At 69.8% G+C, this 25,438-nt stretch carries 24 protein-coding genes; 10 read left to right on the top strand and 14 right to left on the bottom strand.

The features are described 5' to 3' along the window. The first annotated feature begins 31 nt into the window (after positions 1–31). Positions 32–526, top strand: coding sequence for a DUF2726 domain-containing protein (locus DFI_RS12070; RefSeq protein ID WP_081425896.1), 495 nt, complete (start codon positions 32–34; stop codon positions 524–526). A gap of 48 nt (positions 527–574) precedes the next feature. Here the strand turns inward: DFI_RS12070 and DFI_RS12075 are convergent, their stop codons facing one another. From DFI_RS12075 to pheS, 3 genes are read right to left on the bottom strand one after another with little or no spacing between them, the layout of a single operon-like run. Then, entirely contained in the window at positions 575–3,040 is a 2,466-nt protein-coding gene (locus DFI_RS12075; protein ID WP_027463470.1) for a phenylalanine--tRNA ligase subunit beta, read from the bottom strand. Further along, positions 3,037–3,465, bottom strand: coding sequence for an NUDIX hydrolase (locus DFI_RS12080; protein ID WP_027463471.1), 429 nt, complete (start codon positions 3,463–3,465; stop codon positions 3,037–3,039). The genes DFI_RS12075 and DFI_RS12080 overlap by 4 nt, the downstream gene beginning before the upstream one ends. Further along, positions 3,462–4,481: a phenylalanine--tRNA ligase subunit alpha gene (gene pheS / locus DFI_RS12085; protein WP_027463472.1), complete on the bottom strand. Its 1,020-nt coding sequence runs from the start codon at positions 4,479–4,481 to the stop codon at positions 3,462–3,464. The genes DFI_RS12080 and pheS overlap by 4 nt, the downstream gene beginning before the upstream one ends. A gap of 214 nt (positions 4,482–4,695) precedes the next feature. Here pheS and DFI_RS12090 point away from each other — a divergent pair, with 214 nt between their 5' ends. Then, positions 4,696–6,033, top strand: a complete 1,338-nt coding sequence (locus DFI_RS12090) for a motility-associated ABC transporter substrate-binding family protein (protein WP_244940272.1) — start codon at positions 4,696–4,698, stop codon at positions 6,031–6,033. 60 nt (positions 6,034–6,093) lie between these two features. Here the strand turns inward: DFI_RS12090 and DFI_RS12095 are convergent, their stop codons facing one another. Both DFI_RS12095 and DFI_RS12100 read right to left on the bottom strand, forming a co-directional pair. Beyond that, positions 6,094–7,245: a cation:proton antiporter gene (locus tag DFI_RS12095; protein ID WP_027463474.1), complete on the bottom strand. Its 1,152-nt coding sequence runs from the start codon at positions 7,243–7,245 to the stop codon at positions 6,094–6,096. A 19-nt stretch (positions 7,246–7,264) separates the two neighbouring features. Beyond that, positions 7,265–7,789, bottom strand: a complete 525-nt coding sequence (locus DFI_RS12100) for a cation:proton antiporter regulatory subunit (protein ID WP_022801054.1) — start codon at positions 7,787–7,789, stop codon at positions 7,265–7,267. A 61-nt stretch (positions 7,790–7,850) separates the two neighbouring features. On the opposite strand from DFI_RS12100, the gene DFI_RS12105 reads away from it, so the two are divergent. Together DFI_RS12105 and glyA are read left to right on the top strand one after the other, a co-directional pair. Further along, positions 7,851–9,320: a potassium/proton antiporter gene (locus tag DFI_RS12105; RefSeq protein ID WP_027463475.1), complete on the top strand. Its 1,470-nt coding sequence runs from the start codon at positions 7,851–7,853 to the stop codon at positions 9,318–9,320. 80 nt (positions 9,321–9,400) lie between these two features. Beyond that, positions 9,401–10,627 (top strand): serine hydroxymethyltransferase, encoded by a 1,227-nt coding sequence (gene glyA / locus DFI_RS12110; protein ID WP_027463476.1) that lies wholly within the window; start codon positions 9,401–9,403, stop codon positions 10,625–10,627. A gap of 70 nt (positions 10,628–10,697) precedes the next feature. Here glyA and DFI_RS12115 read toward each other — a convergent pair whose 3' ends face one another. Both DFI_RS12115 and DFI_RS12120 read right to left on the bottom strand, forming a co-directional pair. After that, positions 10,698–11,360 carry a hypothetical protein gene (locus DFI_RS12115; protein WP_051307980.1) on the bottom strand — a complete coding sequence of 221 codons (663 nt, stop codon included), beginning with the start codon at positions 11,358–11,360 and terminating at the stop codon, positions 10,698–10,700. Beyond that, on the bottom strand, positions 11,357–11,674 hold the full coding sequence (locus DFI_RS12120) for a PadR family transcriptional regulator (protein ID WP_027463477.1): 318 nt from the start codon (positions 11,672–11,674) through the stop codon (positions 11,357–11,359). Before DFI_RS12120 ends, DFI_RS12115 begins: the two co-directional genes overlap by 4 nt. Positions 11,675–11,769: 95 nt before the next feature. On the opposite strand from DFI_RS12120, the gene DFI_RS12125 reads away from it, so the two are divergent. Further along, positions 11,770–13,599, top strand: coding sequence for a S9 family peptidase (locus DFI_RS12125; RefSeq protein ID WP_027463478.1), 1,830 nt, complete (start codon positions 11,770–11,772; stop codon positions 13,597–13,599). Positions 13,600–13,648: 49 nt separating this feature from the next. Here DFI_RS12125 and DFI_RS12130 read toward each other — a convergent pair whose 3' ends face one another. Further along, entirely contained in the window at positions 13,649–13,906 is a 258-nt protein-coding gene (locus DFI_RS12130; RefSeq protein ID WP_051307982.1) for a hypothetical protein, read from the bottom strand. A gap of 28 nt (positions 13,907–13,934) precedes the next feature. Then, entirely contained in the window at positions 13,935–14,255 is a 321-nt protein-coding gene (cutA, locus tag DFI_RS12135; protein ID WP_022801049.1) for a divalent-cation tolerance protein CutA, read from the bottom strand. Positions 14,256–14,390: 135 nt separating this feature from the next. Here cutA and DFI_RS12140 point away from each other — a divergent pair, with 135 nt between their 5' ends. The 4 genes from DFI_RS12140 to DFI_RS12155 all read left to right on the top strand — a co-directional run bounded on the left by DFI_RS12140 (position 14,391) and on the right by DFI_RS12155 (position 17,277). Beyond that, positions 14,391–14,831 carry a hypothetical protein gene (locus DFI_RS12140; protein WP_022801048.1) on the top strand — a complete coding sequence of 147 codons (441 nt, stop codon included), beginning with the start codon at positions 14,391–14,393 and terminating at the stop codon, positions 14,829–14,831. Between the two features lie 136 nt (positions 14,832–14,967). Further along, positions 14,968–15,828 carry an acetyl-CoA carboxylase, carboxyltransferase subunit beta gene (gene accD / locus DFI_RS12145; protein WP_027463479.1) on the top strand — a complete coding sequence of 287 codons (861 nt, stop codon included), beginning with the start codon at positions 14,968–14,970 and terminating at the stop codon, positions 15,826–15,828. Then, entirely contained in the window at positions 15,825–16,787 is a 963-nt protein-coding gene (locus DFI_RS12150; RefSeq protein WP_027463480.1) for an acetyl-CoA carboxylase carboxyltransferase subunit alpha, read from the top strand. Before accD ends, DFI_RS12150 begins: the two co-directional genes overlap by 4 nt. Continuing rightward, positions 16,780–17,277 carry a low molecular weight protein-tyrosine-phosphatase gene (locus DFI_RS12155; RefSeq protein WP_043778631.1) on the top strand — a complete coding sequence of 166 codons (498 nt, stop codon included), beginning with the start codon at positions 16,780–16,782 and terminating at the stop codon, positions 17,275–17,277. Before DFI_RS12150 ends, DFI_RS12155 begins: the two co-directional genes overlap by 8 nt. A gap of 60 nt (positions 17,278–17,337) precedes the next feature. On the opposite strand, the gene DFI_RS12160 is transcribed toward DFI_RS12155, so the two are convergent. Next, a complete protein-coding gene (locus tag DFI_RS12160; protein ID WP_022801044.1) occupies positions 17,338–17,727 on the bottom strand; it encodes a helix-turn-helix domain-containing protein in 390 nt (129 codons plus the stop codon). A gap of 282 nt (positions 17,728–18,009) precedes the next feature. Between DFI_RS12160 and DFI_RS12165 the strand changes: the two genes are divergently transcribed. Further along, positions 18,010–18,261 (top strand): hypothetical protein, encoded by a 252-nt coding sequence (locus DFI_RS12165; RefSeq protein ID WP_022801043.1) that lies wholly within the window; start codon positions 18,010–18,012, stop codon positions 18,259–18,261. A gap of 216 nt (positions 18,262–18,477) precedes the next feature. Here DFI_RS12165 and DFI_RS12170 read toward each other — a convergent pair whose 3' ends face one another. From DFI_RS12170 to DFI_RS12185, 4 genes are all read right to left on the bottom strand, one after another. Continuing rightward, on the bottom strand, positions 18,478–19,959 hold the full coding sequence (locus tag DFI_RS12170) for a carboxypeptidase M32 (RefSeq protein WP_027463481.1): 1,482 nt from the start codon (positions 19,957–19,959) through the stop codon (positions 18,478–18,480). A gap of 53 nt (positions 19,960–20,012) precedes the next feature. Further along, a complete protein-coding gene (locus DFI_RS12175) occupies positions 20,013–21,287 on the bottom strand; it encodes a bifunctional folylpolyglutamate synthase/dihydrofolate synthase (protein ID WP_027463482.1) in 1,275 nt (424 codons plus the stop codon). A gap of 62 nt (positions 21,288–21,349) precedes the next feature. Further along, a complete protein-coding gene (locus DFI_RS12180; RefSeq protein ID WP_027463483.1) occupies positions 21,350–22,288 on the bottom strand; it encodes a manganese-dependent inorganic pyrophosphatase in 939 nt (312 codons plus the stop codon). Between the two features lie 121 nt (positions 22,289–22,409). Beyond that, entirely contained in the window at positions 22,410–25,118 is a 2,709-nt protein-coding gene (locus DFI_RS12185; protein WP_027463484.1) for an S-layer homology domain-containing protein, read from the bottom strand. Positions 25,119–25,438: the final 320 nt, after the last annotated feature.

Genomic DNA, 25,438 nt, shown 5'->3' on the forward strand with positions numbered 1-25,438 from the left:
CGCCCAAGCCAGCGCGTCTTTACAGTGACCCATGCCCCTCGGATGCCTCGCGGCCCTGTTCGGAGTCAGGGACCAGCCCACGCCCGCCCCGCCGGCCCGGACCGTGCCGGACGCCCTGCCGGTGGAGGTCAAACGGTACTTCTTCAGCCGCGACGAGAACGCCGTGTTCCGCGCGCTGGAGCAGGCCCTGACCGGCACGCCTTACCGGGTGTTCCCGAACGTGCGCCTGTCGGACCTGTTCCGCATCACTGAGAAGGACAGGGCCGCCTACAGCGCCGCGCGCGGCCGCCTGAAGGACCGGCACGTGGACTTCCTGATCGTGGACGCCGCGCAGGACCACCGCCCGGTGCTCGCCATCGAACTGGACGGCGCCTCGCACGGGCGGGAACGGCAGCAGCACAGCGACGCCGTGAAGGACGTGATCTTCCGCTCGGCCGGCCTGCCGCTGGTGCGGCTGCCTTCCCGGGCATACAGCGCGCCGGACCTCCGGGCGCGCCTGCGGACCCACCTGACGCTGCCCGACTGAAGCGGGCGGGGCGGGGGCATATCCCCGTCCCGCCCATTCAAGCTGAAGTTACTTCTCGCGGATGCTCCAGCCCTGCGCCTTCACGGCCGCGATCAGGCGGTCCATGACCGGGTCCACGTCATCGTCCGTCAGGGTCCGCGCGCCGCGGAACACCAGGCGCACCGCCACGCTGCGGTTCCCCGCCCCGACCTGCTCGCCCTGGTACACGTCGAAGGGCTCCACGCTCGCCAGCAGTGCCCCGGCCTCCTGTTGCAGCAGGGTCGCCACCTCGCCGTAACTCACGCCGGCGGGCGTGATGACCGCCAGGTCCCGCCACGCGGCCGGCGCGCGGCTGGGGTCCCGGAACGCCCACTCGCGGCCCGGCAGGGGCAGCGCGGCCTCCATGACGAACGTGTCGCCCTTCAGGCCGAACTCCTGCGCGATCTCCGGGTGCAGCGCGCCCAGCCAGCCGACCTGCACGCCGTTCCACACCACGGCGCCCGCGATGCCCGGGTGCAGCGCGGCGGGCACGTCCGCACCGCGCAGCTGCTGCAGCTCGAAACCCGCGCCCAGCGTGGCCGCCACGGCCTCCACCAGCCCTTTGAACACGCTGAAGTTCCCCTTCACGCCCGGCTGGTGCGTGGGCGCCGCCAGGTCGCCGCGCATCAGCAGGCCCAGGCGCTCGGCCTCGCCACTCGCGGGGAAGATGCGGCCCAGTTCGAACAGCAGCACCCGTTCGCCTTTGGCGTGCACCTGAGCGGCCTTCAGGAGGCTGGGGTACAGCGCGGTGCGCAGCCCGGTGCGGTCGGTGGTCATGGGGTTGCGGAGTTTCACGCCGGGCGCCTCGGTGCGGGCCCTGCCGGCCTCCTCGTCGCTGGTGAAGGTGTAGGTCACGACCTCCTGGAAGCCCAGGCCCGCCAGGGTGCGCCGCAGCGTGCCGCGCGCCTCGCTGGCCGCCGAGGCGCCCAGGTTGCTCTCGTGCACGCGCAGGGTGGGCAGCGTCTCGGGCAGGGCGGCGTACCCGTGCAGGCGCGCGACCTCCTCGGCGAGGTCCTGCCAGATCAGCAGGTCCACCCGCCAGCTGGGCGGCACCACGGTCAGCGTGTCGCCCTCGCCGGTCACGCGGCAGCCCAGGCGCGTGAGGATGCCCTGCATCTCGGCGGTGGGAATGTCCATGCCCAGCAGCGCCCGGACCTGCGTGCCGGTCACGGTGATCTCGCCGGGCACGTCCGGGGTGCCCACCAGCGTCTGCCCGGCCTCGGGCGTGCCGCCGCCGTGAGCGCGCAGCAGTTCGGCCACGCGCACCGCGGCTTTCGGCGCGAGCAGAGGGTCCACGCCGCGCTCGAAGCGGTACACGGCGTCCGTCTTCAGGCCCAGGCGGGTGCTGGTCAGGCGCAGCAGGACCGGGTCGAAGTGCGCGGACTCGATCACCACGTCCCGGGTGTCGGCCCTGACGTGCCCGTGGTCCCCGCCGACGATCCCGGCGATGCCCAGCACGTGCGTGCCCGGCTTGGGTTCCTTCATGCTGTCAAAGGCGTCCGCGACGGTGGGCACCGGCTCGTCGGTCAGGCCGCCGTCCAGGATCAGCAGGTCCTCCGGGCCGACCTGGTGGGTGTTCCCCAGCAGGTCCTTCACGCTCTCCCCTTCGCGCAGGCCGAACGCGACCACGACCGTGTCGTTCAGGACGTCGCGGCGGTCGTACAGCGCGGTCGGCTGCCCGAGTTCCAGCATCACGTAGTTGCTGGTGTCCACGATCAGGTCGATGCTGCGCATGCCGCTCAAACTCACGCGGCGCTGCATCCACAGCGGCGCCGGGCCGTTCTGCACGCCACTCACCGCGCGGGCCGCGAAGTGATCGCATCCGAAGCGCAGTTTTTTCGCCGGATCACGGTCCAGCGTGCGGCCCCTGTCCGGCAGGCTCACGCGGATCTCGCCGGCCTGGGTGGGCGGGGCGGGCATGGCGGGTTCCTTCACTTCCAGGTTCAGGTACGCCGCCACGTCCCGCGCGAGACCCAGGGCGCTCAGCACGTCCGCGCGGTTCGGGGTGACCTCCACGTCCAGCACCTGATCCGCCGCCCACAGCTCTGCCATGGGCGTGCCGGGCGCCGCGGTGCCCGCGGGGAAGGTCAGGATGCCGGCGCTGGCCTCCCCGATCCCCAGTTCCTTCGCGCTGGCGCACATGCCCCACGACTCCACGCCCTGCATGACCCGTGCGCCGTACTCCATCCCGCCCAGCGTGGTGCCGGGCGTGACCAGCGCCACCATCGTCCCGGCGGGCAGGCCCACCGCGTTCGGCGCGCCGCTCGCCACGGTCTTCACGCCGCGGGCACCGGTGTCCAGCGTGAGTTTCGTCAGCTGCGTGCCTTCCATCGGCTCGGCCGCCTGCACCGCCGCCAGAATCACGCCCTCCACCGGCGCGGGCACGTCGTCCACGCCCTCCAGCGGCAGGCCCAGATGGGCGAACACCGGTTCCAGGTCGGTCACGGGCGGCAGGGCGGGGATCAGTTCCTTCAACCACGAGTACGGCAGTTTCATTGTTCAACCTCTTTGTCGTCCTGTGCCGGGGCCAGCCCCCGCACGAGTGCCCGCGCCTGCTGAGGCAAGAGATTCACGGCGTCCAGCCGGTCCAGCGCCACCCACTGCGGCGCGTAATGGTTCTCCTCGCTCTGGCGGACGGTGCCTTCCGGGCCGTCTCCCAGGCGCATCTCCCCGCGGGCGTGGCGGGTCAGGAAGTAATGCTCGTGGTTGCCCAGGTTGTCCAGCACCAGCACCTCGGGGCCCACGTCCACGGTCAGGTTCACTTCCTCCAGCACCTCGCGGGCGCAGGCCTCGGCGGGCGTCTCGCCCTCCTCGATGCCGCCGCCCGGCAGCGTGGCGTACTCGCGCCCCGCCTTGCGGCGCAGGATCAGCAGCACCTCGCCCTGATCGTTGAAGACGATGCCGGCCGAACGCGCCCTCATCCGAGTTCGCCCCGGAACTGCCCGATCACGCGCGGGTCGTTGGCATAGAAGTAGCGGATGTCGGGAATCTTGTACTTCAGCATGGCGATGCGCTCCGGGCCCAGGCCGAACGCGAAGCCGGTCATGCCCTCGTAGATGCGGTCCCTGCCGGCCGCCTCGCGCAGGTCGTCCACGGCCCTGAACACGTTGGGGTGGACCATGCCGCACCCGCCAAGTTCCAGCCATTTGCTCTCGCCGCGGGGGTTGTTCCAGTACACGGCGAAGTCCGCGCCAGGTTCCACAAAGGGGTAGTAGCTGGGCTGGAAGCGCACCTGCGCGGTGGGGCCGTACAGGCCGCGGGCCATCTCGGCGATGGTGCCTTTCAGGTCCGCCATGCTGATCCCCTCGCCCACGACCAGACCCTCGAGCTGATGGAACATGCTCTCGTGGGTGGCGTCGGTGGCCTCGTAGCGGTACACCTTGCCGCGGCTGACCATCTTCAGGGGCGGGTCGTGTTCGACCATGTAGCGGATCTGCATGTTGCTGGTGTGGGTGCGCAGCAGCCGGCCGTCCTCCAGCCAGAAGGTGTCCTGCAGGTCCCGGGCGGGGTGGTACCAGGGGATGTTCAGGGCTTCGAAATTGTGGTGTTCCCCTTCGACCTCGGGGCCTTCGACGACCTCGTAGCCCATGCGCTGGTAGATGCCGATCAGGTCGTCGTACACGCGGGTGATGGGATGCAGGCCCCCGGCGGGCAGCGGCAGGCCGGGCAGGGTCACGTCGATGGCCTCGCTGGCGAGCTTCTCGTCCAGCGCGGCGCGTTTCAGGATCCCCTCGCGTTCCTGGAGGGCGGCGTCGATGGCCTGACGCACCGCGTTGATCTCGGCGCCGCGGGCCTTGCGCTCCTCCGGGGGCAGCTTGCCCAGCGCGCCGAGTTCCTTCGTGACCAGGCCGCTTTTCCCGACGTACTTCGTCTTGACCTGCTGCAGCGCCTCGAGGGTGGGCGCCTGCGTGATTTCCTGAATGGCTTCCTGCTGCATGGGTCCTCCTGTGAACCTGGGGAATGAAAAAGCCCCGCCCGGGCGTGGGCGGGGTGACGCGCTGGACCTGAGCTCAGGTCAGCGGGGCCCCGGAGGGAGTAAACGGCGAAGGTGTACCGGCCCGGGGCGTCATGCGGTTCAGGGTAGCAGACGCCGGGCGGGGTGTGAAATTTGTTGACGTGCGCCTGACGGCCCGCACGGCACAATGCGGCCCGTGCAGACAAGTCATGGCAGGTGGGCGCGCGGCGCCCTGACGGTGTCGTTGGTCCTGGGGCTCACGGCGTGCGGGCAGCCGCCGGCGGGCGGCGCGGCCCTCTCGGCGCAGGTGGCGGCCGGCGAGCCGATGCTGAACGAGGTGTACTACGACTCGGTCAGCACGGACACGGGCACCTTCATCGAGCTGAAAGGCCCGGCCGGCAAGAGCCTGAGCGGGTACACCCTGGCGGCCTTCGACACGGCGGGCACGCAGTACCGCACGGTCACGCTGTCGGGCAGCATTCCGGCCAGCGGGTACTTCGTGGTGGCGCAGGACACCACCGTCCCGAACCGGACCCTGGTGAACAGCGGCACCGACCTGAACAACGGCAGCGCCAGCCTGCGCCTGCTGAAGTCCGGCGCGGTCATCGACGCGCTGGCGTACGGCACGCCCACCAGCGGCCGGGGCGAGGGCAGCCCCGCCCCGACGACCGGGGCGGGCAGCGCCCTGGCGCGCGTGCCGGACGGGCAGGACACGAACGTGAACAGCGCCGACTTCCGCGTGCAGGCCGCGACACCGGGCGCCAGTAACGGCGGCAGCGGGGGCGGCGGGGGCACCACCGGGAAGAAGGTGCTGTTCGACCTGACGAAGGCCGAGGACGCCGGAAACGCCGACTGGCGCATCGACGGCGCGTACAGCGATTACGCCGCGGCGCTGCGCGGCCTGGGGTACACCGTGGGCAGCCTGACCGGCACGGGCATCACGTCCACGGGCCTGTCGGGCGCGGCGGTGCTGGTGATCCCCGAACCCCAGTCGCCCTTCAGCGACACGGAACGCGCGGCCATTCAGGCGTTCGTGCAGGGGGGCGGCGGGGTGTTCATGATCACGGACCACCGCGTCAGCGACCGCAACAACAACGGCTGGGACAGCCCGGAAGTGTTCGACGGCTGGGACGGCAGCACGCCCGCCAGCGTGAGCGGCGCGTACCAGGCGAGCCTGAACAGCGACGTGATCTTCGGGCTGAACGCGTCGTTTAACAGCTCCTTCAGTGACCCGGTGTACACCGCCACGCCGCTGACCACGCACCCGATCCTGAACGGCGTGAGCAGCGCGGGCGTGTACGTGGGCACCAGCGTGGACGTGCTGGCCGGCACCGCCCTGATGGGCACGGGCGGCAAGACGTACCTCGCCGTGAACAGCGTGGGTGCGGGCCGCGTGGCGATGTGGGGCGACAGCAGCACCTTCGGGGACAACACGTACTCGGACGGCAGCACCGGCACGTACAACAACTGGCCCAACCTGAGCAACGCCGCGCTGGGCAAGAACGTGGTGCGCTGGCTGGCCGGCGACCTGTAAGGCCAAACAAGGAAGCGGCCCCAGCGGATGTCCGGGGCCGACTGCTTTCAGTCCTGGCGCCTAGGTGCGCCGACGGTCCAGCAGCGGCGCAAGCTGCGCGTCGAAGCGGGCCAGCACCGGGCCGATCAGGGCCGTGAGCAGCACGTACACCGCCGCGAGCGGCCCCAGCACGGGCGTGAGCCCGGCCCCCAGCCCGGCGATCAGGATGCTGAACTCCCCGCGGGGAATCAGGGTGGTGCCGGCGCGGTAGCGGCCGCGGGTCTGCACGCCGGCGCGGGCAGCGCCGGTCCAGCCCACCCAGAACTTGGTGGCGCCGGTCAGCACGGCCAGAATCAGGGCGGGCACGATCACGTCCGGCACGCGCCCCAGGTCCAGTTGCAGGCCGAACAGCACGAAGAACACCGCGGCGAACAGGTCGCGCAGCGGCTCGATCTGGTGCCGGGCGCGTTCGGCGACCGGGCCGGACAGCGCGATGCCCACCAGGAACGCGCCGATGGCGGCGCTGACCTTCAGCAGGTCCGCGGCGCCGGCCACGATCAGCACCAGGCCCAGCACGCCCAGCAGCAGCGCCTCGTCGCTGTCCACGTTCATCACGCGGGACAGGGTGTCGCCGTAGCGCATGGCGAGGAAGAACGCCAGGCCGAACGCGGCGAGCGCCACGAACAGGTTCACGCCCACGGCGAGCAGGCTCCCGCCGAGCAGCAGCGCGGCCATAATGGGCAGGTACACGGCCATCACGATGTCTTCCAGCACGCACACGGCCAGGATGGTGGGCGTCTCGCGGTTCCCGAGGCGGCCCAGGTCCGAGAGGATCTTGCTGGCGATGCCGCTGGACGTCAGGTACGTGACGCCGCCCAGCAGCGCGGCGCCCAGCGGCGGGAAGCCCAGCAGGACGCCGGCGATCAGGCCCGGCGTGAAGTTCAGCAGCAGGTCCAGCACGCCCAGTTGCCGGTTGGCGCTGAGGTTGTCGCGCAGTTCCTGGCTGCTGTACTCCAGGCCCAGCGTGAACAGCAGCAGGATCGCGCCGAGTTCCGCGCCGGTGTGGATGAAGTGCTCCGGGTCCTCGCCCAGGTGCAGCAGCAGTTGCAGCAGGATGCCGGCGATCAGGTACAGGGGGATGGGGGTAATCCCCAGCCGCCCGGCGGCCCGCCCGCCGAGCGCGAGGACCATGATCACCGTCCCGAGTTCCAGGAACAGCTGGCCTATCGGCACGTGGGGCTCCGGGGTGGGCTCATCGGGTGGGCCCCGTCCGCAGGGGCGGCGGTTCCACGCTCTCGCCGTTCAGGAGTTTCGCGGCGCGTTTCACGCCGTTCGGCGTGCCGACCACCACGATGGTGTCGCCGCCTTGCAGGATGAATTCCGGGCCGGGCGCAGGCACGGCCTGCCCGTCCCGGATAACGGCCACGATGCTCGCGCCGGTGCGGGTGCGCATCATGGTCTGGCCCAGCGGCACGCCGGCGTAGGGGCTGCCCGCCTCGAAGGGCAGCCAGTCCATGGCGAGACCCTCGATGTCCTGCATGGTCTGCGCCATGCGGCGGGTGACGGTGCTGCCGCCGAGCAGGTCGGCGACCACGGCGGACTCGTCCTCGGTCAGGATGACGCTTTTCTCGGTGGCGTCCGGGTCGTCCTTGGGGGCCACGAAGATCTCGCGCCGGCCGTCGCGGTGCGTGATGACGCCCACGCGTTTGCCGAACCGGCCGTCGAAGTCGTAACGCATGCCCAGGCCGGGCAGCGCGGTCTCGTCCACTTTCACCATGTCTGACAGGATAGCGGCGTGGCCCCGGGCGGCCCGCGGCGCGGTGTGAGAGCATCAGGGGATGCACGAGGCGCACGCGGAGATGTACCTGCTGGTGGCGGGGGTGCTGCTGATCACCAGTCTGGTGGTGGGGCGGATCGGGGGCCGGCTGGGCATCCCGGGCCTGCTGCTGTTTCTGGGGGTGGGCATGCTGGCCGGGTCGGACGGGCTGGGCATTCAGTTCAGCGATTACCGCCTCGCGCAGACCTTGGGCACGGTGGCGCTGGCGTTCATCCTGTTCCAGGGGGGCCTGAGCACCGCCTGGGGGCACACCCGGCCGGTGGTGAAGATGGGCCTGAGCCTGGCCACGCTGGGCGTGCTGGTCACGGCGGGTGTCATGGCGGCGTTCGTGCACTTCGTGTTCGGGTGGGCGTGGCTGCCGGCGTGGCTGCTGGGCGCGATCGTGAGCAGCACCGACGCCAGCGCCGTGTTCAGCGTCCTCAAGGAGCGCGCCCTGGGCCTGAGGGGCCACGTGGCGCCGCTGCTGGAGTTCGAGTCCGGCGGGAACGACCCGATGGCGGTGTTCCTCACGGTGGGGATTCTGGAACTGATCGCGCACCCGGGCGCGGGCGTGCTGAGCATCCTGCCACTGTTCCTCAAGCAGATGATCCTGGGCGCGATGCTGGGCGTGGTGCTGGGCCGCGCGGCGCTGTGGGCGCTGAGCCGCATGGAACTGCAGTTCGAGGGCCTGTACTCGGTGCTGAGCCTCGCGCTGGCCCTGACGATCTTCAGCGCCACGGCCGTCGCGGGCGGCAGCGGGTTCCTGGCGATCTACATCGCCGGGGTGATCCTCGGGAACGCCGAGTTCATCCACAAGCGCTCCCTGATGGCCTTTCACGACGGCGTGGCGTGGATCATGCAGGTGGCGATGTTCCTCACGCTGGGCCTGCTCGTCAACCCGCACGAACTGCTGCCCACCGCCGGCCTGGCGCTGGCGTGCGCGCTGGTGCTGGTGTTCGTGGCCCGGCCGCTCAGCGTGCACCTGGGCCTCGCCCTGAGCGGCATGCCGCTGCCCGAACGGCACATGGTCGCCTGGGTGGGCCTGCGGGGCGCGGTGCCCATCGTGCTGGCGACCTTCCCGCTGGTGGCGGGCGTGCCGCAGGCGCAGACGCTGTTCAACATCGTGTTCTTCACCGTGCTGACCAGCGTGCTGATCCAGGGCACCACCCTCGCCCGGGTCGCGCGGCTGCTGGGCGTGCAGCAGGACCTCCCCGCGCCGCGGCACTACCCGATCTCGTTCACGCCCACCGGGCACAGCAAGAACGCCATGATCGAGGTGCACGTCGCCCCCGGCAGCGCCGCCGACGGCCTGCGCATCATGGACCTGAAACTCTCCCCGGAAACGCTGGTGCTGCTCGTGGACCGCGCCGGCGAGTACCTGATGCCCAAGGGCCCCACCCTGCTGCAGGCCGGGGACACGCTGCTGGTCCTGGCCGATCCGGACGGCCAGGGGGAAGTCCGCGCGAAGCTGGGCCGCCCGGCCCGCCCCTGAACGCACCCGGCCGCGGGACGTCTGCCCTGCACAGACACCGGGCCGCCCCCGGAACGGGCGGGGGTGTTAGCGTGGTCATCATGACGACCGCCGACACCCCCCCTCAGGCCCGCGACACGGCCCTGTTCGACCTGATCGCCAAGGAAGCCGACCGCCAGAAGCACGGCCTGGAACTGATCGCCAGCGAGAACTTCACGTCCGCGGCCGTGCGGGAAGCGCAGGGGTCCGTCCTGACCAACAAGTACGCCGAGGGCTACCCCGGCAAGCGCTGGTACGGCGGCTGCGAGGTCGTGGACCAGGTCGAGCAGCTCGCCATCGACCGCGTGAAGGAACTGTTCGGCGCCGCGTGGGCGAACGTGCAGCCCCACAGTGGCAGCAGCGCGAACCTCGCCGTGTACAACGCCCTGATCGAACCCGGCAGCACCGTGCTCGGCATGGACCTCTCGCACGGCGGACACCTCACGCACGGCAACCCCGTGAACTTCTCCGGCCTGCGCTACCACATCGTCGGGTACAAGGTGAACCCCGACACTGAACTCATCGACATGGACGAGGTGCGCCGCCTCGCGCACGAGCACAAACCCAAGATGATCATCGCCGGCGCCAGCGCCTACAGCCGCCAGATCGACTTCGCCGCCTTCCGCGCCGTGGCCGACGAGGTGGGCGCCGTGCTGTTCGCCGACATCGCGCACATCGCCGGCCTGATCGCCGCCGGGGAACACCCCAACGCCCTGCCCCACGCCCACGTGGTCGCCAGCACCACCCACAAGACCCTGCGCGGCCCGCGCGGCGGCATCATCCTCAGCAACGACCCGGAACTCGGCGCGAAGATCGACCGGGCGGTGTTCCCCGGCTACCAGGGCGGGCCCCTCGAACACGTGATCGCCGCGAAGGCCGTGGCGTTCGGCGAGGCGCTGCAACCCGCGTTCAAGACCTACGCGCAGCAGATCATCAAGAACGCCCGCGCCCTGGCCAGCGAACTCGAAGCCCGCGGGTACCGCGTGGTGTCCGGTGGCACCGACAACCACATGTTCGTGCTGGACCTGCGCCCCCAGGGCCTGAACGGCACCAAGGCCACCAGGCGCCTGGACGCCAACCACATCACCATCAGCAAGAGCACCCTGCCGTACGACACGGAAAAGATCCTGCACGGCGGCGGCATCCGCATCGGCACGCCCGCCGTCACCACCCGCGGCATGACCGAGGCGCACATGCCCACCATCGCCGACCTGATCCACCGCGCCCTGCAGGGCGAAACGGTCATCGACGAGGTGCACGCCTTCGCGAGCGGCTTCCGCATTCCCTGAACAGGGGCAAAGGCAGGACACGATCAGGCCGGGCGCAGTGGCGCCCGGCCTGCACACTTGACTTTGAGGATCAGGTCATCAGTTTCCGTGCGGCGGCCACGGCCCGCAGCAGGTTCAGCGCGTGGTAGCCGAAGTACAGCGTCATGAGGGCCGGGCCCCAGCTTGGGGTCTGGAGGAAGGCCCGCACTGGCCCGAACCCCTCGGTGGCCAGGGTGTGCAGCAGGCCGGCCAGCATGAGGAGCGCGACCAGGGTGATGGGCTTGAGGGTCCAGAACAGGGCCGCGCGGGCGGCCGCGTGCAGGGCGGGACGTGAGAGCAGCCGCCAGCGAAGCAGTACTGCCGTCAGCAGGCCCAGGATCACGCCCAGCAGCAGGGCCTGGACCGCCTCGCCCCGGATCAGATCCGTGAGGCCGACGCACAGCACCCCACACAGAAATGCGCTGTCCTCTATCAGGGCTGCCCGCAGCCCTGGCCAGCCCGCGGCATACCCGGACGGCAGCAGGGCTGCCTCGCGGCGGGTGAGGTGCGCGCGGCGCAGGGCACGGTTCACGGTATGCGGGTCGCCCCAGGTCGTCTGGAGGCCTGCGTCGGGTTCGCCGGCGTCCAGCGCGTCGTGCTGGTGCGTGAGGTACTCGGTCTGGACCCGCGCCGCCGCTTCCGGCGTCAGACCGTGCGTGGCGATGTCCAGCCAGTGCCGGTCGGCCGGGGTCCGGGCTTCGGCGGGCGGGGTCATGTGTGCCCTCCGGCCAGGACCGACTGCACGGCCTGCACCTGGGTGTGCCATTCGCTGCGGGCGCGGCCCAGCTCCCTGTGGCCAGCCTCGGTGAGCCTGTACTCGCGGCGGGTGCGGCCGCCGGCGTTGACCTCGGTGCTGCTCAGCAGGCCGTCTTTTTCCAGCAGGTGCAGGGCGGGGTACAGGTTGCCTTCCTTGGCGCCCAGCACGCCGGCCGAGCGGGTTTTGATGGCCTGGGCGATGGCGTAGCCGTGTTCGGGCTGGCGTTCCAGCACGCTGAGGATCAGCAGGCGGAGCTGGGCTTTCTGGTTCACCCCCGAATTTTACCTATAAATTCAATGCATTGCGAATCGAATTGTGGCCACCAGATCTCAGCTCGGCTCCTGAACAGTCACCCCTACACTGGGGCATGCCTGAACGCATTTCGCTGGAGGCACTGGCGGCGCTGCCGTCCGTGCAGGGGGTGACCGTCTCGCACGCCGGGGATCAGGTGGCGTTCTACGCCGACTGGACCGGCCGGTTCGAGCTGTACGTGCAGAACCTGCGGACCGGGGAACGCCGGCAGCTCACGGACGGGCAGGCGCCGAAGGCGATCCGGGCGGGGTTCGTGTGGAGCCGCGACGACCGGCGCATCTACTTCAGCCGGGACGAGAACGGTGACGAGCGGCAGGCGATGTTCGAGCTGGACGTGAAGGGTGGGGGCGTGCGGGCGCTGCAGCACGACCCGCAGAGCATGGATTACGTGGTGGACGTTCACCCGGACGGGGGGCGGCTGCTGGTGAACAGCACGCGGGGCGGCATGATGAACGTGCACCTGTACGACCTGACCCGCGAGGGCCCGGACGCCTGGACGGCCCTGACCACGCTGGGGAACGCCACGATGGCGGGCGGGTTCAGCCCGGACGGGTCGCGCCTGACCGTGACCACGAACGAGAGTGCGGACCTGCGGAACACCGACGGGTACGTCCTGGGCTCGGACGGAAGCGGGTGGCGCCGGGTGTGGCACGTGCAGGAAGGCAGCCGCGACAGCCTGGGCGACTGGCACCCGGACGGAAAGCACGTGGCGGTGAGCAGTGACGCCAGCGGGGCCGGGCGGGTGGGGCTGCTGAACGTGGACAGTGGGGAGGTGCGCTGGTTCACGCCGGAAGGCGGTCCGGACGAGACGCCGGGGCGGTTCTCGCCGGACGGCCGGTGGCTGAGCGTGATCCGGAACGTGGACAGCACCCTCACGCCCGTGCTGTACGACACGCGCACCGGGGAGGGCCGGGTGCTGAACCTGCCCGCGGGGGTGGCGACCGGGTCGGCGTTCGCGCTGGACGGGCGGGCGCTGGTAATCACGCAGGGCACCACGACCACGCGCATGCAGACGCTGCTGTACGACCTGGCGTCGGACACGGCCGGGGTGCTGCTGCCCGCCGAGTACGGGGACGTGAACCCGGCGGATTTCGTGCCCGGCGAGTACGTGCGTTACCCCACCACGGACGGCCTGACCGTGCCGGCCATCCTGTACCGGCCGCGGGACCTGGACCCGGGCCGGCGGTACCCGGCGCTGGTGCACGTGCACGGCGGCCCGACCGCGCAGTTCTTCCGGATGTTCGACCCGCACGCGCAGTTCCTGGCGGACCGGGGGTACCTGGTGCTGTGCCCGAACATCCGCGGCAGCACCGGGTACGGCGTGGCCTGGCGGGACGCGAACCTGCTGGACTGGGGCGGCCGGGACCTGGCGGACGTGGCGGCCGGCGCGGCGTATCTGAAGTCCCTGCCGGAGGTGGACCCGGAGCGCCTGGGCATCTTCGGCGGGAGTTTCGGCGGGTACATGAGTTACCTCGCGCCGGTGAAGTACCCGGACCTGTTCCGGGTGAGCGTGCCGATCGTGGGCATCAGCGACCTGCGGCAGCTGCACGAGGACAACAGCCGCGTGATGCCGCAACTGGGGTATTACTTCCGCACCATGATGGGCGACCCGGAGGAGAACGCGGCGCTCTGGGCGGACCGGAGCGCCGTGACGCACGCCGCGCACTTAAAGGCGCACATGTTCATGATGCACGGTACGAACGACCCGCGCTGCCCGGTGAATCAGGCGCGCGGGTTCCGGGACGCGCTGGTCGCCGGCGGGAAGCGGGAGGGCGAGCACTTCGAGTACGTGGAGTTCGGGGATGAGGGGCACGGCTCGGCGGACATCGCCGGGAAGACCCGCAGTTACCGCCTGATGGCGGAGTACTTCGCCCGGCACCTGTAAGGCTGACCGGGATGGGCCCGGCTGATCTCCCGCCGGGCCTGAGGCGGGGTCAGCGGCGGCGGGCGGCGCGGTCGGCGTCCCGCTGCGCTTCCTCCTGCGCGCGGACCTGTTCCTGCCGGCGCCGTTCCTGCGCCCAGCCGTAGGAGCGCACGGCATCCACGGTGAACCACACGGCCAGCACGCCCGCCAGGGCGCCCCAGATCAGGCTGCCGCGGGAGAACGCGACGAAGGCCAGCGCGGCGCACGCCAGCGCCAGGAGGAGACTGCCCGCAAACACGACATGGGGGGGAACGCGACGGCCGAACATGCCCTCACCTTACCGCCTGGAACGCGGCCTAGCTGTGGTCGGGTTCCAGGCTCCTGCGCAGCCACTCCTGGAAGTCGCTGTTCGCGCGGTCGTACTGCAGGGCGATGATCTCGGGGACCTCGTAGGAGTGGAGCTCGCGGATGCGGGCTTCGAGGTCGGGGTACTTTTCCCCGCTGGTCTTGATGACCAGCATGCTTTCGGGGTCCTCGGCGACGTCGCCGTGCCAGCGGTACACGCTCTGCAACCCGCCGATGATGTTCACGCAGCCGGCCAGCCGTTCCTGAACGAGCGTCCGAGCAAGGGCCGGAGCACGCTCCGGAGGAACCGTAACCAGCACGACCAATGACATAGTGCCCGCAGCATAGCGTCCCGCCTGCCGGGCACAGTAGCTCCCCGCAATTCATTGAATGGCCGCTGGAAAACGTAAACAAATGCGCAATTTGCTTCTCGCGGCCGCGTCCGCCTCAGGTGTTACCCTCGGACCATGCGGACTGCCGTCCTGATCGTCATTCTGGCCATCCTGGCCGTCTTCGCGTGGCTGAACCGCTTCGCGCTGATGTTCCCCCACACCCTCGACCTGGGCTTCATCGTGTACAAGGGCGTGCCGCTGGGCCTGATCCTGCTACTCACCGGAATCGCCGTGAGCCTGCTGTTCTACTTCTGGGCGGGCGTGCGCGGCCTGCGCGCCCAGGCCGACAGCGCCAAGCTGCTGCGCGACATGGAAGCCCTGCGCGCCAGCCTGGACAGCGCCGAGGGCAGCCGCTTCCAGCAGCTTCAGGCGCACATCGACAATCGCATCAACGCGCTGGGCAGCGGCACCAGCCCGGACGTCACTGCCCTGAACGCCCGCATGGACGCCCTGCAGCGCGACGTGACCCTGCAACTCGACCAGCTTGACGACTACCTCAAGCGCAAGCTCGGTTGAGTCTCCCCTCCCGGCCGCCCGCTCCAGCCTGGCTGGGCGGGCGGTCTGTGCTGGGCCGGGCCGGCCCTCCCCTGTGCAGGCCGTTGTGAACCCAGTCCAGAACGCCCGGGGACAGGCGCCTAGAATGCGCGGAGTCATGGCTCTAGACCGTTTTTTCCGCCGTCGCCGGCCGCAGCCGCAGGCGACCCCCGACCTTCCGGACCTGTGGACGAAGTGCCCGGCGTGCAAGGAGGGGCTGTACAACCGGGAGCTGGAAGCGAACGCCTTCGTGTGCCCCAAATGCGGGCATCACCTCCGCACGGACGCGGCGCAGCGCGTGGCCGTGCTGCTCGACCCGGAGTCCTTCGAGCAGATGTCGGGCCGGGTGCAGCCCACCGATCACCTGGGCTTCGTGGACACCGAGGCGTACACCGACCGTCTGAAACGCGCCCAGGCGAAAACCGGCCGCCCGGACGCGATCCTGACCGGCACCGGGCGCATTCACGGGCTGGACGTGGTGGTGGCGGTCATGGACTTCGCGTTCAGTGGCGGCAGCATGGGCAGCGTGGTGGGTGAGGAGATCGCCCGCGCGGCCGAGGACGCCGCGCGGCGCGGCTGGCCGCTGATCGTGGTGGCGGCCAGCGGCGGCGCCCGCATGCAGGAAAGCGCGCTGTCGCTGATGCAGATGGCGAAGACGACCGTGGCCCTGGAGGACCTCACGACGGCCGGCGTGCCGTACGTGAGCATCCTGACGGACCCGACGACCGGCGGCGTGACCGCCAGTTTCGCCACGGTGGCCGACGTGATTCTCGCCGAGCCCGGCGCCCTGATCGGCTTCGCGGGCCCGCGCGTGATTCAGCAGACCATCCGCCAGCACCTCCCCGAGGGCTTCCAGCGCGCCGAGTTCCTGCTCACGCACGGCATGGTGGACGACGTCGTGGACCGCCGCGAGCAGCGCGCGTACCTCGCGTCCCTGCTGGGCGTGCTCATGAAGCGCCCCGCGGAGGTGAGCGCATGACCGCGGCCGACACGCTGAGGGAACTGGAAACGCGCCTGCGTGACCTGGAAGCGACCGCCGGGAAGGCCGGTCCGGAATCCGCCGCTGCCCTGGGCCCGGCCATCGAGGCGCTGCGCTCGGAAGTGGGCCGCCTGCGCGCCGAGAGCGGCACCGGGATGGGCCGCTGGGAGCGGGTGCAGCTCGCCCGCGCGCAGGGCCGGCCCACCGCGCTGGACTACGTGGAGCGGCTGTGCACCGAGTTCCACGAGCTGCACGGCGACCGCCGCTACGCCGACGACCCCGCCCTGATCGGCGGGCCGGCCCGCTGGAACGGGGAGCCGGTCATGCTGCTGCTGCAGCAGAAGGGCCGGGACACCAAGAGCAAGATCAAACGCCGCTTCGGCAGCGCGAACCCGGAAGGGTACCGCAAGGCCGTGCGCCTGATGGACCTGGCGGACAAGTTCGGGCTGCCGGTGGTGGCGCTGGTGGACACGCAGGGCGCCTACCCGGGCCTGGAGGCCGAGGAACGCGGGCAGGGCTGGGCGATCGCGGAGAGCATCCGCCGCATGCTGAACCTGCGCGTGCCGGTGGTGAGCGTCGTGATCGGCGAGGGCGGGTCCGGCGGGGCACTGGCGGTGGGCGTGGGCAACCGCGTGCTGATCCAGGAGAACGCCTGGTACAGCGTGATCTCCCCGGAAGGCGCGGCCAGCATCATCTGGAAGGACGCCACCAAGGCCCCCCTGGCCGCCGAGGCCCTGAAGCTGACGGCGCCGGACCTGCTGGAGATGGGCATTGTGGAGGAGGTCATCGCGGAACCGGCGGGCGGCGCGCACCTGGACATGGACGGGGCCGCCCGGGCGGTGGGCGAGGCGGTGAGCCGCCACCTGCAGGAGCTCGCGGGCCTGAACGCCGAGGAGCTGCTGCGGCAGCGCCACGACCGCTTCCGGGCGCTGGGGGCGTACACCGAGACCGATGCCTGAGCCCGCTGCACCCGGGCGGCCGCTGCGGGTGCTGGCGCTGTGCTTGGGGAACATCTGCCGCAGCCCGCTGGCCGAGGCGCTGGTGCGCCGGGAGCTGGCTGCGGCGGGTGTGCCGGCCGTGGTGGACAGCGCCGGCACCGCCGACTGGAACGTGGGCCGTCCGGCCGACCCGCGCAGCCGGGAGGTAGCGCAGCGACACGGCCTGGATCTGGGCGGGCGTGCGCGGCAGCTGACCCGGCAGGATGTTCAGGCGTTCGACGTGATCCTGGCGATGGACGCCATCAACGCCCAGGATGCCCGAGCCCTGGTGGCGCAGGCGGGCGGTGCGGCGGCCCGCGTGCACCTGATGCGCGAGTGGGATCCGGAGGCCCCTGGTGCGGACGTCCCGGACCCGTACTACGGCGGCGCGGAGGGGTTCGAGGACGTGTACCGCATGCTGGAACGCAGCGCCTGGGGCTTCGCGCAGGCGATGCGGCCGCCGGGCCCCTGAGCAACATGGAGAAGCACCCCCGCCCGTGCTGGGCGGGGGTGCATTGTTGTGATCCTGGGGTCAGTTCAGGATGCGTTTCAGGTGCAGGTAGATCTCGTACCAGTCCTGCTTGTCGCGGGGGCGTTTGCCGCGCAGTTCGATGCGGGACAGGGTGCGCACCCAGTCGGGCGTGATCTGCGGTCCCAGGGTGGGGTCGCTGATCAGGTCGGCGAGGCCCTTGGGCAGGGCGCCCTCGGTGGACGCGCCGTAGAATTCGACGCCTTCAAGCAGGTCGTGGACCGTGATCTGGTACGCGCCGGCGAGCGTCTGGAGGGTTTCCAGGCTGGGGTTGGTGCGGCCACGTTCGAGGTCGCTGAGGTACGGGACGCTGATGTCGGCGACCTCGGCGACGTCTTTGAGCCGCAGCCCTCGTTCGCTGCGGAGTTCACGGAGTCGTTCGTGCAGTTTCATATTCACCTCCTGGGCTGCGGCTTGGCCTCTGATTTCCTGCCTGGGGGGCGGGCGCGGGGTCATTTCCGGCGTTTGCCTGTGGGCAGAATCGGGCAGCCTTGATTGGAGTGTAACACCGCCCTCCAGTACGGTCAATACAGAATGCTCTTCTTTCCTTCTTGCCTCCCCGGAGGCGATCTGCTACCATCGTAATCAAGAAGGCCTTTTCAACTCGAATGCTCTCCTGCACGCCAGAAACCGGCGTCTTTCCCCTCGCAGCCCACCGGCTGGAAGGAGCACCTCATGCGCGCCCTGGACACCATCGCCGAAAGCATCCGCCTCGGTTCCGCCCACCCCACCAAGATCCTGAACACCCTGATCGAGGTCGAGAACGAGGGCGGCCTGGGCGCCGTGCGCCGCATCGAACGCCAGCTCTCCCTGGGCACCGCCGCCCTGCGCCAGCGCCAGCACCCGCATGCCGACCTCTCCCAGACCTGGCTGGGCGCCGCCCGCGCCTACCTGATCACCCAGGCCGAACGCAAGCACGCCGTGTGACACCCGCGGGCCCCGGCCCACGGCCCGCCGCAGGGGGAGTCCATGCCCAGCACGTCCCCACCCGCCCCAAGTGAACCGCCCCGGCCGCCGCTCCCTCGCCCCCCGCTGAGCCTGACCCCACCCCCGGCGGGACCGGGAAGAGGAAAACCTGCTCTCCAGCTGCCCTAGGCGAGCAAGGCCCGGACGGAATGTCCGGGCCTGCGGCTTTGCGCCTGCTTACTTCAGGTTGTAGATGTCCTCGTACTTCGCGTGCAGGTATGCCACGTATGGATCGGCGGTCAGGGGCCGGCCGGTGGCCTGCACGGTGAGCTCCTCCGGCGTGCGGCTGCGGCCATGCCGGTGCACGTGCTGCACCAGCCACTCGCGCAGCGGGCCGTACTCGGCCGCCTGCACGCCCGCCGCGATCGCGGGATCCCGCTGCGCGGCCTCCAGCAGCTGCACGCTCAGCAGGTTCCCCAGGGTGTACGTGGGGAAGTACCCGATCAGCCCGGCCGACCAGTGAATGTCCTGCAACACGCCCTGCGCGTCGTCGGGCGGCGTGAGCCCCAGGTCCTCCTGCATCTGCGCGTTCCAGGCCTCGGGCAGGTCCGCGACCTTCAGGCTGCCGTCCAGCAGGCGCATCTCCAGTGCGAAGCGCAGCATCACGTGGAAGTTGTACGTCACCTCGTCGGCCTCCACGCGGATCAGGCTGGGGTTCACGCGGTTCACGGCGCGGTACAGCGCCTGCGGGTCCAGGCCGCGCGTGACCTCCGGCGCCACCCGCTCCAGTTCCGGGAAGTACCGCTCCCAGAACGGCAGGCTGCGCGCCAGCAGGTTCTCGAACATCCGCGACTGGCTCTCGTGCACGCCGAGGCTGGTGCCGGAACTCACGGGCGTGCGCGCCCAGTGGGCGGCCACGCCGCGCTCGTACATGGCGTGCCCCGTCTCGTGCCACGTCCCGAACAGGCACGCCGGCCAGTAGTCCTCCACGCGGGTGGTGATGCGGATGTCGCTGCGGCTGAAGTTCGTCTGGAAGGGGTGGGCGCTCTCGTCCTGCCGGGCGAAGTCCGGCTGCAGACCGAACGCCTCCCCGGCCACCTGCCACGCAAACGCCTTCTGCGCCCCGGCCGGGAAGGGCCGGGTCAGCACGCTGTAGTCCGCGGCGTTCCCGGCCGCCACGATGCGGCGCAGCAGCGGCCGGGTGCGTTCGCGCAGGTCGTCGAACACGGCCTGCACCTGGGTAGCGTGCATGCCGGGCTCGTAATCGTCCATCAGGACGTCGTAGGGGTGCGCGTCCGGGTCCCGCAGCTCCGCCTTGCGGCGGGTCAGGTCCAGCACGCGCTGCAGGTGAGGCTGGAACACCTTGAAGTCGCTGTTCTGCCGGGCCTCCACCCAGGCGTGGTGGGCGTCGCTGCACGCGCGGGTGTACTCCTCCACGAACTCCGTGGGCAGCTTCGTGGCCTTGTCGTGATCGCGGCGGGTGACCCGCAGCACGGCCCCGTCGGTGTCGTCCTGCGGGTGGGCGCCGTCCAGCAGGGCGGCCGTCTGCGCGTCCGTGAACAGTTCATGCGCCAGACCGGCCAGGGTCGCCATCTGCTGCCCGCGAATCTCCCCGGCCTCGGGGGGCATGTATGTCTCCTGGTCCCAGGACAGCAGGCCGGCGGCGGCCTTCAGGTCACTGATCTGTCCCAGACGGCGCCGAAGTTGATCCATGCTCATGCCCACAGCCTACGGTGACCCGCGCCGGGGTCCGCCATCTGGCCTACCCGGCGCTACTGCCAGCGCTCCCGCCGCTCGGACGCCCCGCCCAGCAGCAGCGGCCGCACCTCCCCGATCAGGTACAGGCTGCCGCACACCAGCGCCAGCGGAGCCTTCAGGGCCCGCAGAACGTCCAGGGCCTCGGCAGGCGACGGAGCCACGGTGACCGGCACGTCTGGGAACAGCGGCGCCAGTGCCTGCGGGTCGGCTGCACGCGGACTCAGCACCGCCCGGGTGAGAATCACGCACTCCGCCAAGGGCACCAGGGCCGCCGCCACGCCGCTCAGGTCCTTGTCTCCAGCCGCGCCGAACACCACCGGCAGCCGCTCCACGCCCAGTTCCCGGAGGGCCGCCACGAGTGCCGCCGCGCCGTCCGGGTTGTGCGCGCCGTCCAGCAGCACCCGCCCCCCCGCGAAGGGCAGCACCTCCAGGCGCCCCGGCCACACGGTCCCCGCCGCGCCCGCCCGAATGGCTTCAGGGCTCACCCCAAGCCGGTGGGCGGCCAGCGCCGCCAGCGCGGCGTTCCGGGCCCCGTGCGCCCCCAGCAGCGGCGTGCGGAAGCTCAGGCTGGCGCCGTCTGGCAGACCAAGCGTCACCTCCGCCCCCTCCCATCCCAGGGAGCGCACCTCCAAGGGCAGGTCATCGAGCGCCCAGAGGTCCGCACCCTCCTGGTCCAGGATGCCGCGCAGATCCGGGTTCACCCCAGTCACCGCCGGCCGTCCGGCCCGCAGGATGCCGGCCTTCTCCGCCGCGATCGCCTCGTGCGTCTCCCCCAGGATCTCCGTGTGGTCCAGGGCCACGTTCGTGATCACGCTCAGCGCCGGGCTCAGCGCGTTCGTCGCGTCCAGCCGGCCGCCCAGTCCCACCTCCATCACCGCCACGTCCACCCCAACCCGGGCGAACAGCAGGCACCCCAACGCCGTGACGATCTCGAAGAACGAAGCCCCGACCTCCTCCGCGTGCGGCCGCACCTGCTGGAGGGCTGCCTCTACCTCTGCGGTCTTCAGTGACTCTCCAGCCACCTGAAACCGCTCGGCGAAGTGCGTCAGGTGCGGACTGGTGAACAGCCCCACCCGCCGGCCCTCGGCCTGGAGTATGGCGGCCAGCGTGGCGGCCGTGCTGCCCTTTCCATTGGTTCCACCCACCAGGAACGACTGAAAGCGGTCCTGTGGGTCACCCAGCCGGCCCAGGAGCGCCTGCACGCGGCCCAGGCCGGGGTGAATGCCGAACCGCTGCCGGGCGAACAGCCAGTCCAGCAGCGGCGAGGGAACAGCAGAAGCGTCAGTCACCCGGGCAGCATACGGCGCCACGGGAAGGGGCCACGGTGATGCGACCGCTCGTCCTTCCCCGCTCACGCCTCTGGTGCGAAGTACCTCTCCAGGGTCGGCACGATCTGCTTCTTCCGGCTGATGCGGTTGCCCAGATCGGCCACGCCGTCCGTAGCCTCCACACCAAACGCTTCCCGGAGTACCTTCTCCTCCGTGGCGCTCAGCACGAAGGTCCGGTTCGTCTCGTTCAGGATGTCCACCACGCTCAGCAGCACGCCGTTCAGACCGTCCTCCGCGCGGGCCTCGTCCATCGCCCGCAGCAACTCTTCCTTCCGGCCGAACACGTAGGCGGGGTTCGTCGTCTCGATCACGCCCACACCCCACTGCTGCGCCGGCTCACCGAACGGGAACACCTTGTAGTCCATCTTCAACAGCTGCGCAGCGGGCGTGTCCCCGAGGTCGCTCTTCGCCGCGAACATCGCCAGCGCGTACGCCTCCACATCCGTCACGCCGGCAACTGGCGCCAGGAAGGCCACCGCGTCCCGGTCATCCTGCGTCGTCGTCGGGCTGCGGAAGTGCAGCGTGTCACTCAGGATCGCGCTCAACATCAACTTCGCGTCCAGGGCCTCAACATCCAGCCCCGCCTCACGGTGCAGTTTCAGCAGGATCGTCCCCGTGCACCCCACCGGCTCAAACCGCAGGAAGGGTGGCTGCGAAGTCGTCAGGTCACCCAGCTTGTGGTGGTCCACCACGCGTGTCACGGTGAGTTCCGCGATGTTCGGCGCGGACTGACCACTCTCGTTGTGGTCCACTAGCGCCACCGGTGTCCCCGCCGCCAGGGCCGGCAGCATAGGCGGCGCCTCCATCCTCAGTTCACGCAGGACAAACGCCGTCTCAAAATTCAGGTCGCCCAGCCGGTACGCCTGGGCCGGCACGCCCAGCCGCGTGAGAAGGTGCGCGTACACCAGCGCCGAGGAGATCGCGTCCGTATCCGGGTTCGTATGGCCAAACACTGCAAGCATACGCACAGTCTAGCGGCGGACTGAAGCGGGCAGGGTGTCATTGCGCTCCGGGCATATGTGAAACGCAACAGCAAAACCCCCGCCGAAGCGGGGGCCTTGAGTCAAGCCTGAAGCTTGAAGATCAGAACTTGAAGGTGTAGCCGACCTTGAAGCCCTGGGCGACGCTGGTGGGCGCGCCGTTGGCGGCGGGGGCGTTCAGATCGTAGTAGCGGAAGACGCCGTAGTTGGCGGTCAGGCCGTTCCAGCCGATCTGGGTGTAGACGCCGTCCATCTTGGCGGAGTCGTTACCGGTAGCGTTGGAGCCGTACAGGTAGGGGCTGGCGGCATTGAAGGCGTTGTTGGCGCTGCCGATCATGACCGGAGCGATACCGCCGTTGCTGCTGTTCACGCCGAAGCCCTGGTAGTAGGCGTAGCCGAGCTTGACGCTGGCGCCGGGCACGACCACGTTGTTGAGGCTGATGCCGACCTGGCCGAGCAGTTCGGTCTTGGTGCCGCTGGGCTGCACGCCGAAGGCCGTGTCCGCGTTGGTGATGCGGTTGGCGACGTTCAGGTACATGCTGGGGGAGAAGGGCACGCTGGTCAGCTCGGGGGAAGCCAGTTTGATGCCGTACTTGACGGTGTTCTGGTTCTGAGCGTAGGCCGTGGTGTCCGTGTTCGTCAGGATGCTGTAGTGGAACATGGGGGCGACGGTGAAGCCGCCGAGGGTGGCGCTGTAGTCGCCGTAGACGTAGAAGCGGTTGGTCTTGCTGACGGTGAAGTACACGTCACCCAGGGTCAGGTTGAGGTTCTTGACCAGGGCGTTGGCCGCCGTGCCGCTGTGGCTGACCTGCGCGCCGAAGCTGCTGGTCATGGTGAAGGGGACAGCGGAGATGCCCATGCCGACGCCGGTGGCGCCGATGTACTGGCTGGAGCCGGTGTAGGCGCTGTTGGCACCGTCAGCGGCCACGCCGTTGATGGTCAGGTTGTTGTAGAAGGCGACCAGCTGCAGGGCGCTGATCTGGGCGCCGGCCTTGACGCCGAAGCCGGTGATGCGGCCATTGCCCCACCAGTCGGTGCGGGTGTCGCCGTAGGCGCCGAGGGCCACGGGGCCGACGGTGGTGCCGAGGGCAGCGCCGAAGCCGATCTGGTTCGGCACGTAGGGCAGGGTGTTGACACCGTTGACCGCGAGGTAAGGGGTGTCGCTCATGCCAGCGTTGGCAGGGGTGTTGTCCTGGGGCAGGCCAACGGTGAAGGCGCTGTCGCTGGGAGCGAAGGCAGGGTTGATGGCGCGGGCGTTCGCACCGAACTTGACGATGCCCAGGTCAGCGCGCGCTTCCAGGTAGCCGGCCGCGTCAGCGTCAGTCTGGATGTTGGGGAACTGGCCCAGGGTCGCCAGGCGGCCCGTGTTGGGGAAGCTCAGGACGCCTTCACCCTTGAGGTTCAGCACGCCGAACTTCACGTTGAAGTCAGTGCCGAAGCCGGTGCGGTTGCCTTCCACGATGGCGGCGGACACGCCGAAGGTGCCGGCAGCGGGCTTGTAGGCCATGCGCACGCCGTAGTAGTTGGCGCTGTCCAGCCCGTTGGTCATGTAGGGGCTGTTGGTGTTGCCCAGCACGACGGTCAGGTCGGGAGCGCCGGGGAGGGAAGCGGCAGCCAGGTTGAACACGATGCCGCGGCGGGTCTCGTTGTCATCGCTGTTGTTGAACAGGTAGTCCTGGAACTTGAAGTTGCTGCTGTAGGCGCTGTAGTCGGCGCTGAACTTCTGGCCGGCCAGGGTGCCGCTGACGCCAGCGCTGTCCAGCGTGACGTAGACGTCGCCCGCGTTGATGTCCCAGAAGTTGCCCACGCCGAAGTTCAGGTAGGCGTCGTTGACGGTCACGACGCCGCCGATGGTGCCGAGCTGGCTGGCCTTCACGCCGAAGGTCAGGCTGCCGGTGTTGTAGTCCTTGCCGGTGTCGACGGTGGTGACGTCGCCGTCACGGAAGCCGCCGTTGGAGGCCGACTGGGGGGTGTTGGCGGTGAGGCGGTCCACGTCGAAGCCCACAGTGCCCTGGACGAGGTTCAGGCGGCCGAAGGTGCCGCTGAAGCCGCCGCTGACGCTGAACTTGGGGGCCTTCTCGAGGTTGGTGACGCGGGTGTCGATGCCGGCCACGCGGTTGGTGAGGTTGTCGAAATCGGCGCGGAGCACGAAGTCGCTCTGGGCGGCTTCAACGGCGCTGACGCGGTCCTGGAGGTCCAGGATGTCCTGGTTCAGGAGGACGGTCAGGTCGTTCAGGGCGGCGATGTTGCTGGCGTTGTCGTCAACGTCGGCACGGAGGGTGTCGTAGTTGGCGGTCAGTTCGTCGACGCTGGTGTTCAGGGCGGCGAGCTGGTCGGTGATGCCCTGGAGGGCGGTGGGGTCGCCTTCGACGGCGCCGAGGGCGTTGACGCGCTCCTCGAGGCGGGCGAAGTCTTCCTTGCTGACCATGTTCTCTTCGAGGTCGGTGACGCGCACGCCGAGGGCGGCGAGGTCAGCGGCGAGTTCCTGCACGGCGTTCTGCAGGGCGGTCAGGACTTCCTGGTCGAGGCCGTCAACGGCGACTTCGCCGCTGCGCATCTGGTCGAGCAGGCGGGCGATGATCACGGCCGCTTCGTAGCGGGTGAGGTTCTGCGTGCCGCGGAAGGTGCCATCGGGGTAGCCGAGGATGATGCCGCGGCTGACGAGCTTGTCGATGGCGTCCTTGGCCCAGTGACCGGCGGGAACGTCGGTCAGCGCGGGAACCTGGGGAGCGCTGGAGGTCGCCGTGGTCTGCGCGGCGGCCATGCTGCCGAAGGTCAGCGCGGCGGTGAGGATGAGCAAGCCTTTCTTCATATGAACCCCCAAGAGGTGTCGCGCAGTCGGAGCGTGGTGCGGCTCTGAAGGTGACGTTGGGGCGAGTTGCCGAGTTTCCTCTCCCGGTGTGGATCGCCGTGTCCGCTTCGATGCGCAACCTGACCCACGTGGTGCCTTAAGGCGTTTGTGAAGTCAGATCAGGCGGATGATACAAGCATGAAGGTGCATGGTCAACCCTGAAACGCATAAAAACACTGATTTTTAGGCTGTTTGGCCCATTTCTGATCAAGCGATTAAGTTTTGACGGTGGGTGTGACTCTCATCATCCGAGAATGTGTGAGACCTTTCCGCAAAATGAA

The sequence above is a fragment of the Deinococcus ficus genome, from assembly GCF_003444775.1.
Taxonomy (GTDB): domain Bacteria; phylum Deinococcota; class Deinococci; order Deinococcales; family Deinococcaceae; genus Deinococcus; species Deinococcus ficus.